This window comes from Fructilactobacillus sp. X7R9C1 (genome assembly GCF_059901005.1).
On sequence record NZ_JBWXVG010000006.1, the window covers coordinates 16,299 to 30,020 of the forward strand.

At 44.2% G+C, this 13,722-nt stretch carries 11 protein-coding genes; 4 read left to right on the forward strand and 7 right to left on the reverse strand.

The features are described from left to right. Nucleotides 1–3: 3 nt before the first annotated feature. The 5 genes from cydC to AC6UD0_RS05155 are packed head-to-tail and all read right to left on the reverse strand — an operon-like array spanning nt 4 to nt 7,165. Nucleotides 4–1,743: a thiol reductant ABC exporter subunit CydC gene (cydC, locus tag AC6UD0_RS05135; RefSeq protein ID WP_500695480.1), complete on the reverse strand. Its 1,740-nt coding sequence runs from the start codon at nt 1,741–1,743 to the stop codon at nt 4–6. Then, nucleotides 1,736–3,478, reverse strand: a complete 1,743-nt coding sequence (gene cydD, locus AC6UD0_RS05140) for a thiol reductant ABC exporter subunit CydD (protein ID WP_500708332.1) — start codon at nt 3,476–3,478, stop codon at nt 1,736–1,738. Before cydD ends, cydC begins: the two co-directional genes overlap by 8 nt. Nucleotides 3,479–3,498: 20 nt before the next feature. Further along, nucleotides 3,499–4,524 (reverse strand): cytochrome d ubiquinol oxidase subunit II, encoded by a 1,026-nt coding sequence (gene cydB / locus AC6UD0_RS05145; RefSeq protein ID WP_500693274.1) that lies wholly within the window; start codon nt 4,522–4,524, stop codon nt 3,499–3,501. Then, nucleotides 4,521–5,960, reverse strand: coding sequence for a cytochrome ubiquinol oxidase subunit I (locus tag AC6UD0_RS05150; protein ID WP_500693275.1), 1,440 nt, complete (start codon nt 5,958–5,960; stop codon nt 4,521–4,523). Before AC6UD0_RS05150 ends, cydB begins: the two co-directional genes overlap by 4 nt. Nucleotides 5,961–5,986: 26 nt before the next feature. Continuing rightward, entirely contained in the window at nt 5,987–7,165 is a 1,179-nt protein-coding gene (locus AC6UD0_RS05155) for an NAD(P)/FAD-dependent oxidoreductase (protein ID WP_500696342.1), read from the reverse strand. A gap of 261 nt (nt 7,166–7,426) precedes the next feature. On the opposite strand from AC6UD0_RS05155, the gene hdcA reads away from it, so the two are divergent. Further along, nucleotides 7,427–8,362: a histidine decarboxylase, pyruvoyl type gene (hdcA, locus tag AC6UD0_RS05160; RefSeq protein WP_500693277.1), complete on the forward strand. Its 936-nt coding sequence runs from the start codon at nt 7,427–7,429 to the stop codon at nt 8,360–8,362. A gap of 8 nt (nt 8,363–8,370) precedes the next feature. Here the strand turns inward: hdcA and AC6UD0_RS05165 are convergent, their stop codons facing one another. Beyond that, a complete protein-coding gene (locus AC6UD0_RS05165) occupies nt 8,371–9,039 on the reverse strand; it encodes an MmcQ protein (RefSeq protein ID WP_500693278.1) in 669 nt (222 codons plus the stop codon). A 58-nt stretch (nt 9,040–9,097) separates the two neighbouring features. Between AC6UD0_RS05165 and hdcB the strand changes: the two genes are divergently transcribed. The 3 genes from hdcB (at nt 9,098) to AC6UD0_RS05180 (ending at nt 11,503) form a co-directional block, all read left to right on the forward strand. Further along, nucleotides 9,098–9,619, forward strand: a complete 522-nt coding sequence (hdcB, locus tag AC6UD0_RS05170) for a histidine decarboxylase maturation protein HdcB (RefSeq protein ID WP_500693279.1) — start codon at nt 9,098–9,100, stop codon at nt 9,617–9,619. Between the two features lie 12 nt (nt 9,620–9,631). Then, complete coding sequence (locus AC6UD0_RS05175; RefSeq protein WP_500708333.1) at nt 9,632–10,177, forward strand: GNAT family N-acetyltransferase; 546 nt, start codon at nt 9,632–9,634, stop codon at nt 10,175–10,177. A gap of 141 nt (nt 10,178–10,318) precedes the next feature. Then, nucleotides 10,319–11,503 (forward strand): aminotransferase-like domain-containing protein, encoded by a 1,185-nt coding sequence (locus tag AC6UD0_RS05180; RefSeq protein ID WP_500708334.1) that lies wholly within the window; start codon nt 10,319–10,321, stop codon nt 11,501–11,503. Between the two features lie 43 nt (nt 11,504–11,546). Here the strand turns inward: AC6UD0_RS05180 and AC6UD0_RS05185 are convergent, their stop codons facing one another. Continuing rightward, the gene (locus AC6UD0_RS05185; RefSeq protein ID WP_500708336.1) at nt 11,547–13,595 is read right to left on the reverse strand and encodes an LTA synthase family protein; all 2,049 of its coding nucleotides are present in this window, start codon (nt 13,593–13,595) and stop codon (nt 11,547–11,549) included. Nucleotides 13,596–13,722 lie beyond the last annotated feature (127 nt).

Below are 13,722 nucleotides of genomic sequence, written 5' to 3' on the forward strand. Positions count from 1 at the left end.
TAATTATTTCCCAACGTCCATTGCGTACAATCTACGATAACGGGCGTTATTTTTATACAATGCTTGCGGGTTTCCTTCCATCTTGATGACGCCGTTTTCAAGGAAGATGACCTCATTCATTTCGTCTAAGCCCTGAAGGTGATGGGTAACCCAAATCATGGTTTTGTCTTTTAAAACTCGACTGATGGTGTTAATCAGGTTATTTTCGGTAATCGGGTCCAGTCCCACCGTGGGTTCATCTAGTAGGACAATTGGATTGTCCTGCAAGAGGATGCGGGCGAGCGCAATTCGTTGCCGTTGTCCGCCAGAGAATCTGATTCCGTTTTCCTTGACGTTCGTTTCATAGCCGTCTGGTAGTGATTCAATGTAATCAGACAATCCTACGGCCTTGATGGCCCTTTTGACGTCTTCGTCAGTAGCGGTTTCGTTTCCGATTCGGACGTTGTTTAAGACCGACGTGTCAAATAGAAACGGACTCTGATCCAGCACACTGAACCATTTATAGCTGTCAGACTCAAACTTGTAGGCGTCGATGTTGTTGATTAAGACGTGTCCAGTCGTTGGCGTAAGTGCTCCGGTTAAAAGCTGCAAGAGGGTCGTCTTTCCAACTCCGCTGGGTCCGATGATTGCTAACTTGTGGTGTTTATCAATCTTAAACGAGACGTCTTTGATGATGTCACTTGGATCATCTTGGTAGTGAAAAGTCACGTGATCGAGTTTAATGGAATTAAAGTCAGATGGGGCGGGCAGCTTTTCGTCTGAGACGTACGGTTTCCTCTCTTCGTCTGAAAGTTGATTCAAGTGGACCACCGAATCACTGTACATTGGCCACTCTTCTAAGGCTTGAGAGACCGGGACGAAGGCGTCCATCAACGGAAAGATTCCCATGACGAAGGCGGCCGCGTAGTTAACGAGTTCCTGTGACCCCTTGAAGTACAGGTTAGACCAAAGCAGGGTCCCGATGATGACGATTGCGAAGACCACTTTAATGAGAAATTCACGATTCCACTCAAATAAGTGGGTCTGATCGTTAGACTTGGCAATCTTCGGGTCGTTTTTTCTGACATGATTAAGAAAGCCCTTTTCTCGTCCAGAAATCATCCAGTCCGCGATTCCAAGGGTTGAATCCGTCAGATTTTCATAAGACTGGTGGAGAAGCGACTTCTGGTATTCCTTAGAAGCCCCCCGCATGGCCTCAGAGGCAAGTGGGACAAAGAACAAAATGATGGTAAACGCAACGAACATGAAGATGGCGTAGGGCCAACTAATGATGCCTAAGGCCACAATGATGATGATACCCGTGATGTAGGCCACAAGGGTTGGAAATATGGTTCTCAGGTACAGGTTTTCAAGGTGGTCAATGTCGTCGGCTAGGACGCCTAGTAAATCACCGGTCTGAAATTTCTCACTCAAAAAAAGGGCGGATGATTCCAGGGTAGTGTAGAGCCGTTTTCGAAGGGCGGACGTTACCTTTAAGACCCAGTTATGACTGTTTAGTCGCTCTAAGTACTTAAAGACCGGTCGGCCAATTCCGAAGGCCCGCGTTAAGATGACCGGGACGTAAACGATCAGGATGTTGTAGGGATGAGTGGCCGAACGACTAATTAAGTAGCCGGCAACGAACATCAATCCAATCCCACACCCAAAGGTCAAGACGCCGAGAAAGAAGACCCAGAATAACAGGACCTTGTACTTGGTCAGGTATGGTTTAATCCACGTATCGTTTTTAAGTAGTTTACGCATTGTTTCCACCTCGAATCTCACTAATCAATTGCTTGTAGGCTCCGTTTTGGTTGGATAATTCAGTTTGAGTTCCTTGTTCAACGATTTTGCCGTCTTCCATGACTAGAATGTAGTCCATTTCGTTCATCCAATGAAGTCTGTGGGTCGCAAAGATGACGAGGTGGTTTTTGAAGATCGGAACCATGGTTTGTTTTAGTTGATATTCGGTTTCAATGTCCAGATGGGCGGTTGGTTCATCTAACAGGAGAATGGTTCGATCGGTATCAAGCAAGGTTCGGGCCAGGGCAATCCGTTGGGCCTGACCACCACTAATGCCTCTCCCACCTTCACCAATCTTGGTGTTCGCCTTATCTGGGAGACTGGCAACAAACTTGGATAGTCCCGCTTTTTCGATGGCCGAGTTAATGGCGTAAGCCTTAGCATCGGGTTTATAAAAGGCGACGTTTTGGGCAATGCTTCCGGCAAAGATGTATGGATCTTGGGGGATGTAACTGATGTGCTTCTGCCATTCCGATTGAGCGAGACTGTCAATTGCTTGACCGTCAACGTTGAATGGTAGATGACCGTTTTCGTTGGTTGGAGACAGCCAGCCTCCAAGGAGGTTTAAAAGCGTGGACTTCCCTGAACCAGACCGACCCACGATTCCGATGTTAACGAATCCGTTCAGATTGAAATTGGCATCAGCGATATTGTCCTCCTTTTGGTCGTAACTGAAGTTTAAGTCACTGACCTTTAAGGTACTGTCCTTAGTCCAGTTGTGAAAGTTGGTTAGTTTAATTTTGCTGGTTGGACTTGGTAAATCCAGAATCTTGTTAATGTCAATCAGGGCATTTTTGCCGTCCAAAGTGGCATGGTAGTCATTTCCGTAATCTCTGACCGGTAGGAAGTAGTCCGGGCAGAGAATTAGGATGATTAGGGCTGGAAGCAAGGTCACCGTTCCATTAATTAATTTCACACCTAATAAGACGGCCACGATGGCAATTGACATGGTCGTAAAGAAGTCGAGGGCAAACGTCGATAGTAAAGCGACCCTTAACACGCTCATCGTGCTCTTTCGGTAATTTTCACTAACCCGATAGATGTTATCTCCGTAGGATTTACTGAGGCCAAAGAGTTTGAGGGTCTTAAGTCCCCGCATGCTGTCGATGAAATTATTGGACATCTCTTTAAAGCCAGAATACTGTCGGTCAGATTTAGCCTGAGCGGCGAGTCCTAGAATAATCATGAACAAGATGATTACCGGAAAGACCAGTAGCATCACGACCGCTGAGAGCCAGTTAACGAAGAAACAGTACAAAAGGATGATCCATGGAATGATCGCCAGGTTAATGGTCTTCTGCAAGATGAGGTTAAGGTAGTTTTCGACCTTATCAATCCCTTCAAGTGCTAGGGTTACCATGTGACCTGATCCGATGTTTGAGACCATGGCTGGTCCTAGTTCGAATTCTTTTTGTAGGAGTTGTTCTTTTAACTGACTACTAGCCTGACTGGCAAATTTATCGGTAATTTGATTTTCAATTCTTGTGATCAGGTATCTTAATGCGAAAGTAACAAAAAAAGATAGCACAGGTATGGTTAACGCTGCTATCTTTTTTTGTTCCCAAGTAAGCACCATTGCCTGTGAGAGAAAAAGGGCTTCTAGAATGATAGCGACCGATTGAACGACTGCTAGAATACTTAGCTTGGCAATTAATTTTTTGACCCCAGGAATTGATAGAAGTTGTTTATCAAACATGTTTTATCAATCCTTAATTTTTAATATCCAGAATTGGCATCTTCCATATCTTTAAGCGAAATGCGATGCCATTGTGAGACGTAACTCCAGGTAAAGTAGATCGCGATGAGCGGTAGGAGGATACATGCCACGATGGTCATTACAACTAACGTATATGGTGATGAAGAAGCGTTTGCGATTGAAATCGTGTGAACTGGATCATTGGCACCCAATACGTTAGGGAATAAACCAATAAAGATCAGGATTACTAGTAAGGCGAGGGTACTGGTACTTGCAAGATAAGCTTGTACTTCATGACCAGAGCCACTAGCAATTTGACCCCAAATAGTTGTAGCAACGATTAATGCTAATACTACTACAGTTGAGACCAAATGTGTCTCGAAAAAGTTAGTTTGGAAATATAAGGCAATCACAACTAGGATCTCCACTGGGTAAGCCAACCAGTACAGGTTGGATGCCATTGCTGAGGCGTGGTATCGAATTAAGCCCGCCGTGTGCAAGGAAATGTAGTGAAGGCCTTGGTAGAGACATAAAGCAGTTACCGTGATTCCACCAAGAATTGAAAGTGGGTTAACAACGTCGAAGAAGGTGACGTAGATGTTACCCTGACCATCCATTGGCAAACTTTGAATCATGTCGGTAAAGAGCATTCCGAACAGGAAGGGGATGAAGACACTTCCGAAGAAGTTGGCCCACATCCATCGGTTTCGGCCCTTTTTGGTTTCCGCGTTTTCTGAGAATTCAAACGAGACTCCCCGAAAAATCAAGGCCACCAGGATAAAGAATAGCAGGAGATAGAATCCGGAGAACAACGAGGCGTACCACATTGGCATCGCCGCAAACATTGAACCACCAGCGGCAACCAAGAAGACTTCGTTTCCACTCCAGTGGGGTCCAATCGTTCGAAGTACCAAAGCTGCTTCGTCGTAATTACTAGCCAGAAGTCTTGTTGACATTCCGGCCCCAAAATCAGCTCCATCGAGAATTAAGAACAGTGCGAACAGTAATCCGATTAAGAAATACCATAAAAGTTGTAATAAACTCATTTCTCAAAAGCCTCCTTTGAAAATGGATCTTCGGTATCGTAGCTCTCGTGATCGCCGACACCTTCAGGCCCCTTGTAAAGTGATTTTCGTGCGTAAATAAACATGAAGACACCCAAAGTGGCAAATAAGAAGAAGTAAATAATAATGGTAAAGAGCACGGAAGCCGCCGTCGTACTTGGCGAAACCGCCTTGGCAATTGGCAGTAATCCGTAGACAACCCATGGGTCACGACCTCTTTCGGTAACCAGCCAACCACAGGTGTTAATAATGAACGGTCCAAATGTTCCAACCGTCAGCAGTAGCGTCAACCACCACTGCTTCCCAATCGTATTCTTCTTTTTCCTTGAGAACCAAAGACCACAAATGGCTAAGAAAGCTAGTGTCATTGCACCAAATACCATGATTCTAAATGAGTAGAACAAAGTGTTTACTGGTGGGTAGTAGTTCATATCTTTGCCAAACTGACTATTCCACTTCTTGTGTAATTTTGCATTAGTTTCATTCATACCAGTAACCGATCCACTTAGCTTGTGGTAGGTCAAGATGTCCATCATGTATGGGATCTCAATCTTGAAACTAGCACGGTGTTCGTTAGTATGAGCGAATTCAACGGCCGTCCAAGCAGCTGGACTTTTAACGTTTTCAAATTCACCTTCAGCGGCGGCGAATTTCATTGGTTGTTGATGGCTTAAGTAAAGCATCTGTTGGTCTCCACTAAGGAAGCTACCGCAGACAGCAATCAAACCAACGACTAAACCAATTCGCATTGATTTTCTGAAGAAGTCGGGCCACTTCTTTCTAAAGATCATCCAAGCCGATGCACCAGCGACGATGAAACCACCGGTAACACAGGCTCCGAAGATCACGTGGGGAAATTCGTACCAGAGTTGTTGGTTGGTCAGGATGGCGCTAAAACTAGTCATTAAAGCGTGCCCGGTCTTAGGGTCAATCCGGTAACCAACGGGATGTTGCATGAAACTGTTGGCTGATAGAATCCAAAGTGCTGAAATGGCTGAACCAAAGAAGACCAACCAAATCATTAGGGCGTGCCAAGCAGGTTTTAATTTGTCCCAGGTGAACATCCAAACTCCGATAAACGTTGATTCCAAGAAGAAGGCCAACAGAGCTTCAATGGCTAACGGCGCTCCGAAGATGTCACCCATAAATCTTGAGTAATCAGACCAGTTCATCCCGAACTGGAATTCTTGAATCAAACCAGTTACAACTCCGACCGCGAAACTAAGTAAGAAAATCTTACTCCAGAATCTTGTCATCGTCTTATAGACTGGTTTTTTGGTCACCGCATAGAAGGTTTCCATGATTGCAACGATCAATGCCAATCCAATTGACATTGGGACGAAGAAGAAATGGAAAATCGTGGTTTCAGCGAACTGAATCCGCGCTAGCGGCAAAACACTTAAACCTAAATTAAGCATTGTGAATAGTTCCTCCTTAAATCAATTTAACTTTCTAACATGGTCCGAATGTTTCCGAGTTCAAGTCCGTTCTTTTTGAAGATCATGTTCTTAAAGATTGGGACAATCCATCCCTTTAACTTAAAGGTCATGCCGAACATGTAAATTTCGGCAATTCCACTGTATGGGCCAAGTGAACAAACGGTTCCCATTGATTTGTAGTCGAACTTAATGGCGGGTTTACCATTTAGTTTGTTTAAGAAATCATTAACGGCAACGTCCGCTTCGTAGATGGAAATTTGACCAGTCGTTGGAAACATCCGACCGGACTTGTCATCTTTAACGGCTGAGACGTCACCAATGATGTACTGGTTAGGAAAGTCGTCTAAGCTCATGTTCGTGTTAACGGCGACCCGGTTTCGTTTCTCGTTTGGATACTGTGAATCGGGAATAACGTCAGATCCCTTTACTCCAGCGGTCCAGAAGACTAAGTGAGATGGGATGAATTTATCATCTTTACCATAGTAAGCACCATCTGCCGTAATCTTTGACACCGTGTCACCCATGATGAACTTAACGCCTTTCTTTTCAAGGAAGTGTTGCGCGTAGTCACCGAGTTTTTTGTTAAACATTGGCAAAAAGCCCGGAGCGATACAGGTAATTTTGAACTCTTCTTTTTTGAAACCATACTTTTTGGCCCATTTTGGCACCATGTGCACGAGATCCCCTAAAAGTTCGATGCCAGTAAAACCACCACCGACAACCACGATGTTCAAGAGCTTAGCATCCTTAAACTCATCGTAGGCATCCAGGGTAGTTTGGATCTTCTTGTAGTCAGCGACTGAGTTATCAATGTCACTGATCTGAAGCCCAAACTCGTCCGCACCCGGGGTGCCAAACGTTTCGGGTTCAAATCCAAGCGCATTGAACAGGTAGTCGTAACTTAAATCACCGTTGTTTTTCGTTTGGACCGTGTTATCTTTACCATTTACTTTAATAACTTCATCCTCTATGAAATGAATCTTAGGATTGATCATGTCGGTAATTCTAAACATGAGTCGTTCTGGTGCTTCATCTCCTGATGCGACCTTGTAGAGGCCGGTCGAGTCATAATGATAAGCATTTTTATTAACCAAGGTAATGTCTAGATTGGCCTTACTCTTAGCTAAAAGCTTGCAAGCCCTTAATCCAGCGAATCCACCGCCTAGTATTAAGACTTTTTTCATTATTAGGATCTCCTTTCAATACACACCTATTATTGTGTAAATCTTAACATTATTTTAACGCTAATGCTGACATTGTGTCACTCTTTTTATGAGGAAATTTTAATAAAATATTTATTGATTGATAAGAAAGGGAGATAAAATCGTTTTAGTACCGTCATTTGGGCATTAATAAGTGATGTTCCTTGCAAGTGATTTTGAGTTAGGCGATTATGAACGTAGTCTCAAAAGCAAAATAAATTTTCCGCTTATAGGAGGCAAAAAATGGCTAAAATTGACAAAATTTTAAATCAAGAGGGGATTGACCGCATTGCGATTAGTCCCTATCAAAAATATTCACGGGGTTACATGGAGCCAGGAAATCTCGGGACTGGCTATGTTACTGGCCTAAAAGTTGACGCCGGGACCCGTGAAAAGACGGACGATGGCGTCTTGGATGGAATCGTATCTTACGACCGAGCCGAGTGTAAGAACGCCTACATCGGCCAGATTAACATGATGACGGCCTCCAGCTTCACGGGCGTTCAGGGTCACATTCTGGGATATGATCTCCTGAGAAATCCAGAAGTCGATCGGGCACAACCGTTGTTTAAGGTGACCCAGTGGGATGGTTCGAAACTACCAATTTACGATGGGAAACCACTGCAGGATTCGCTGGTAGAATTCTTTGGAACGGCTGACAATCGTCGGCACTATCCAGCTCCGGGGAGTTTCATTATTTGTGCTAACAAGGGCGTGACTGCCGAACGACCAATCGAAGACCGCCCGCTAAAACCGGGTGAAAGTTACGGCGTTTGGTCCGCCATTGCCATTTCAATTGCGAAGGATCCCGTTCATAATTCCTCCATGTTCATTGAGGATGCTGGAACCTGGAACACTCCCAACGAGGACGACCTCGGCGAATTCTTGGCCAGAAGAAGAGAAGCCATCGCGCGTTCGATTGCCCAGTGTGGTCAAGATGCGGGCACTTCGTTTGCCAGTTCGTGGATTGGCTTTGCCCACGTCATGATGAAACCGGGTGAGATTGGTAACGCGATTACCGTTGGACCCTACTTTTCGATTCCAGTTGATGCGGTTCCTGGCGGTTCGATTTTGACTCCAGACGTTGACATGAACATCATGGAGAACCTGAGTTTACCAAAATGGCTTGAAAAGATGAATTACCAGTCAATTGTCGCAGACCAAAATATTCAGTATTAATGTTGCGGTTATTTGAGAATCCGACTTAAAGATTGAGGAACGTGGCGCGGACCTCTGACGGCTTTGACCCCATGCTTCTTTAGGACGGCCACGTTAAATTCATTGGGATTAAATCTGCTAAGTAAATGAAGTAACATAACGTAGTGCATGGTGATGTTTTCATCGTGGTAGTAGTGCGGTTGATTCACCTTGATGGCCACACATTTATACGTGATGGCGGCAACTGGTGCCGTCACGTAGATGTAAACTAGGTCACCAACGTGAATGTGAGTGGTTTGTTTCCACATGATGGTGCCGTTTTGGGCGAAGTCTTTTTCTAAGTCAAAGTATTTCGGATTGGCAGGGATGAGCCACTTCGTTCCCGTTTTAACTGGGGCGTAGTCAAAACATTGCTGCGCAATGTTTTTTAAGATGGCAGTGTATCTCTGCTTGATGGTGCTGGCAAAGCCACCCTCTGGATTAGCGACCCGGAAGTTCGTATATTCGGCGTGATAATCATCGTCGATTACCTTTCCACTGACTTCGCCATTTTGCTTAACGGTAATGGTGACCGAAAAGTTGGTTTGTGGGAGGTGAGTGGTGTACGTTAAGACGTGATTTTGTTTCCTAAAACCAAACCGAATCAATTTAGAAATATCAGGTTTTAGATTAGTAAAGAGTTGTTCTTCGATTTTCATGACGATCTCCTTGTGGTTAAAGGCGTGACAGAAAAGTATGGATAGAAGGGATACGCAAATGCGGATTGGTTTAAATCAGTTTCATGGATTAAAAGCGGTGATTGGCTCAGAGTTTGACCAATATTTAACGGACCATTTGGCAAGAAAACGGGTCAGAAGCTTACTGGTTAATCAGGAAGATTCCGAGACGACCGTCTTGGTCACCACCGGGAACGAATTGATGATTTTTAGAAACGTGGCTGGTACTTTCTCAGACAGCCACTATTCTCAAGCCATGATTGAAAAGATGACGTTTGTAAGCGGCGTTCCAGATGGTGCCTTGAAGTTTCAGATTAATCAGTGCCAATTTGATTATCATCACATCAGATATGGTCGTGTCTACGATTTTACGCAGTCCATTTTAAAACGAAAGCTGACGGCTGCCAAATACGACCATACGATTCGTGGTGAAAGTAATTACCTCACAAACGTTGACCACGGAAAAGAAGTGGACCGCTTGCGAGTTGCCATGCAGACCGGCCAACTGAGTCAGAATGAATACGACGATTTAAACGGCTCAATTTCAAAGGCCGGAAAGTAGGGAAGTGATGAAATGAGAACCTACCGGGTTGATAAAGAGATTGAGTTGCGTCTTCCTGACCAGCCAGAAGACGCAAAATTGGTCTATCAGTTAGTAAAGGGGTCACGTGCCACCGTTTCAATGTGGTTGCCGTGGGCTGATGCGATGAAATCAGTTGCCCAGGAGCAGCAATTTTTACAGCAAACTTTAACCCATTATCGGTTAGGAAAGTCAGTCAACTTATTAATGATTTATCAGGATCAAATTGCTGGGATGATCAGTTTTAATTCGTTTGATCATGACCAAAAAAGCACGGAGATTGGCTATTGGCTGGGTAACCAATTTACCGAGAAGGGAATCATTTACCGGGCGCTTAACTTCATGATTGGCTTAGGTTTTCGTGATTATCAGTTGAATCAGATCCATGTTAAAGTGGCCGTTGATAATAAGCGGAGTAATGCTGTTGCAAAACGTGCTGGATTTCGGCTGGAACGGGTCATTACCAATGGAATTGTCATTAACGGCGTAGGCCATGACGAAAATGATTGGGTGAAAAATCGCAACGAATCTAAGGTTTGAGACACCGCACGTATTAGGTCATTTAGATACGTGATAGCGACGCATTTAAGCTGAATGTACTATACTAATAGTGTAATGCTTTAATTACAGTGAACTTTTAAATAATAACTACCAAATGTTTAGTACGGTGAGGCGATTAAAATGGAATTTAGATACGCAAGCGGTGTGCCAGCTCATGTTAGTACGGTAACTTCAGATCTTTTTAAAGCGGCTTCTGATCCCAAGGTGATTTCATTAGGTGGTGGAATGCCAGCTCCGGAGTTATTCCCGGTTTCAGAGATCCAAAAGGCCGCAAACCAGGTTTTTGAACAGTATGGGCAAACGGTTTTGCAGTACTCGCAGTCGCTTGGTTACGAAAAATTAAGACGGCAGATTGTGGCCATTATGAAAGAACGCCACGTTAATACAACGGTTGCTAACGTTGGCATCGTGACGGGGTCGGAACAGGCTATTGACATTGTTTCCAGGATGTTGATTAATCCTGGTGATGTGGTTTTGACCGAGGATCCAACCTACCTCTCAGCCATCGACGTTTTTAAGTCCTATGGTGCCAAAATCGTTGGCATTCCCATGGACGAGGACGGGATGGAGACAGATGCCTTAGAACGGTTAATCAAAAAATACCCGCAGGCCAAGTTTATCTACACGATTCCCAATTTCCAGAATCCAACCGGACGGACCATGACGGAAGAGCGGCGGAAGAAGTTAGTTCAGATTGGTAAAAAGGCTGGGATTCCAATTCTGGAAGACGACCCATACGGTGCCATTCGTTACGCAGGGAAGTACTTACCACCACTCAAACACTTTGACCACGACGGTGGGGTAATCTATCTGAGTTCTTTTTCCAAGATTCTAGCACCGGGACTTCGTCTGGGGTGGATTGATGCACCATTAAACTTTATGGACAAGTTCATCCTGTTTAAACAAAATGCCGATTTACATACGGATAACTTAACCCAGTACATCGTGTCCCAGTACTTAGATGACGTGGATATTAACGACCACATCAAGAAGATTACCGATACCTACGAGCATCGGGCTAATCTGATGATGGACCGCATTGATAAGTACTTCCCAAAGAACGTGCGCCATAGTCATCCTGAAGGTGGAATGTTCATCTGGGTTGAAGTTCCCGGAGTGAACACGGAGGAACTGTATCAGACTTGTTTAAAAAACAACGTGGTGTTTGTTCCTGGGTCCTCCTTTTACGCGGGTAAGGTGAAACCAGGGACCTTCCGCTTAAACTTTTCTAACATGAATGACGATGAGATCGATGAAGGAATTAAACGGATGGCAACGGCCATTTCACAGGTATTAAATAAATAAAAGACTAAAATAGCACCTAACTCATGTGAGTTAAATGCTATTTTTATTTGTCCAGGGAAGCTAAACTCGTTGACTTTTGGCCCAACTGTTTCTCAAGTTGTTTTTCCCGGTTCAATTCATGGTTGTAGTGGTAATCTTTTGGATTAACTGGCTTAAAGCCCTTGGGATGATAGAAACGCAATAGGTTATCCTTGTTTAACTTGTCCGACAGTTCCAGTTCAGTGTTAACCTTATTCTGATTTTGGTTAATCTGGGATTGTTGCTGCTTATCCGGATGAATTGGTCGTTTGGTCTTATTATCGTAAACCGTGCCGTTTGCGGAGGTGTACTTGGGTGAGACCCAGTCACGGTTTCTAAAGGCGACTACCTGATCGTGTTGCTTGGAGAAGAGGTCGGTTCCAAACTGAACGTATGGCTTGGAATTAATTCCGAGAAGATGGAGAACCGTTGGTAGCACGTCGATCTCACCGCCGTACGTGTGGTGGATTTTCCCACCAGTATTTCCTGGAATGTTAATCATAAATGGAACCTTCTGGATTTGGCTGTGATCAAAAGCATTCCAGTCGTTTGGTTTGACGCCTAAAAGCGGTGCCAAACTCCGTTCATCTTGGTCCATCAAACCATAGTGGTCACCGTAGATGATAATCATTGAGTTCTTGTCGAGTCCCGTCTGATGCAGGTAGTCGTAAAATTCTTTGACGGACTGGTCGAGGTAGTGGGCGGTTACAAAGTAGTTATTGACCTCGGGATTGTCAGTGTTGGTGGTCTTAAAGTGCATCTGTTTTTGGTCTTTTTGGTCCAGAACGTACGGGAGATGATTGGTGACCGTCAAGTACTTGACGTAGAAGGGTTGTTGAAGGTTCTCTAAGTACTTGTTGGAATCTTGAAACAGATACTTGTCCTTTAAGCCCATGCCTTCGGTCCGATCGCCCTTCATGTTGTAGTCCTTGGAACTAAAGAAATATTGAAAGCCAAGCCGTTTGTAGGTGTTGTTACGGTTGTAGAAATTGGCGTCGTTACCATGGAAAACGGCGGACGTGTAGTTTTGCTGCTGTTTCAAAATAGCGGGAGCCGCCTGAAAGGTATTGTCGTTTCCGTACTGAGAGAACAAGGAGCCCTCAGGAAGTCCGTACGTGCTGGTTTCAAGCATGTTTTCGGCATCGGCCGTTCGTCCCTGCCCGACTTGGTGATAGAAGTTATCAAATGAGTCAGTTGACTGACTATGGTAAATTTTATTCAGAAAAGGCGTTACCTCCTTGCCATTAACCTTTTTGTCGATCAAGAACTGTTGAAAACTTTCTAGGTGAATGACAATCACGTTTTTACCGCGAGCTTTCCCGTACATTTCGGGATTCGGGGCAGCATAGTGTTTTTTTGTAAAGCCTAAAATGTCATTTAGATCTGATTTCTTAGCGGTCGAACGCGCGATGTTGGTCTGAATGGACTTGGTCCAGTCATAGACGGTGTAGTTGTCGATTCCGATGTATTTCACGATGTCATTCTGCTTGCTTTGCGTACTTGACTGAGCGAACAGGTTGGGATTATCGATGTGAGTAAGAAAAAGGTTGAGAAACAAAAAGATAATTCCGACCAGGGTGGTTAGTAAGCTAAACCTAAGCTTCAAAGGCTTTTTGTCGATTTTAATAACACGAAATACAAGTAACAGGATAATCACGATTAAATCAAGCCAGTATAAGGCGTCCCATTTGTTGATAAGGGCGGTCGCACTGGTAATTAACCCACCGTTTAAGTTGGAATGACCGGTTGTCATCGTGTCGGCGGTCATAAAGCCCAGAAAACCCCGGAAGTAGACGATGTTTATGTACAGTAAGACGGTGTTTAAGAAGTCAATGAAGATGATAAAGGGATAAAAGAGCTTCGCGGGCTTGAAATACAACGCCAGACTTAGCGTGATGATAATCGCAGCCAGCGGATTTATCAGTAAGATGATGTGCTGCATGCGGCTCGCTGGAATGAGGTAAAAGACGTGGTAGTAAGCGTATACGGTTTTGAACCAGAACAGGATCACTAACAGGAAAAAGAAGCCCATTCTGGTATTAAAAAGGTTGAGAATTTTCTTAATGGTTTTCAAATTGAACGTTCCTTTGTAAGAATTTATGTAATTTATCACATAGGAAACATCTTATCACATTAAGAATTGGCAAAGCAGAATAAAAAAGCTTCAAATGGCTGATAGACACGCCACTTGAAGCTTTTTA

What these genes read in the sequence shown, in the direction of transcription:
- AC6UD0_RS05155 (WP_500696342.1), bottom strand. Translation starts at nt 7,165, where the DNA reads ATGAAAAAAGTCTTAATACTAGGCGGTGGATTCGCTGGATTAAGGGCT.
- AC6UD0_RS05175 (WP_500708333.1), top strand. Translation starts at nt 9,632, where the DNA reads ATGAGAACCTACCGGGTTGATAAAGAGATTGAGTTGCGTCTTCCTGAC.
- AC6UD0_RS05165 (WP_500693278.1), bottom strand. Translation starts at nt 9,039, where the DNA reads ATGAAAATCGAAGAACAACTCTTTACTAATCTAAAACCTGATATTTCT.
- hdcB (WP_500693279.1), top strand. Translation starts at nt 9,098, where the DNA reads ATGCGGATTGGTTTAAATCAGTTTCATGGATTAAAAGCGGTGATTGGC.
- AC6UD0_RS05180 (WP_500708334.1), top strand. Translation starts at nt 10,319, where the DNA reads ATGGAATTTAGATACGCAAGCGGTGTGCCAGCTCATGTTAGTACGGTA.
- cydD (WP_500708332.1), bottom strand. Translation starts at nt 3,478, where the DNA reads ATGTTTGATAAACAACTTCTATCAATTCCTGGGGTCAAAAAATTAATT.
- cydB (WP_500693274.1), bottom strand. Translation starts at nt 4,524, where the DNA reads ATGAGTTTATTACAACTTTTATGGTATTTCTTAATCGGATTACTGTTC.
- cydC (WP_500695480.1), bottom strand. Translation starts at nt 1,743, where the DNA reads ATGCGTAAACTACTTAAAAACGATACGTGGATTAAACCATACCTGACC.
- hdcA (WP_500693277.1), top strand. Translation starts at nt 7,427, where the DNA reads ATGGCTAAAATTGACAAAATTTTAAATCAAGAGGGGATTGACCGCATT.
- AC6UD0_RS05150 (WP_500693275.1), bottom strand. Translation starts at nt 5,960, where the DNA reads ATGCTTAATTTAGGTTTAAGTGTTTTGCCGCTAGCGCGGATTCAGTTC.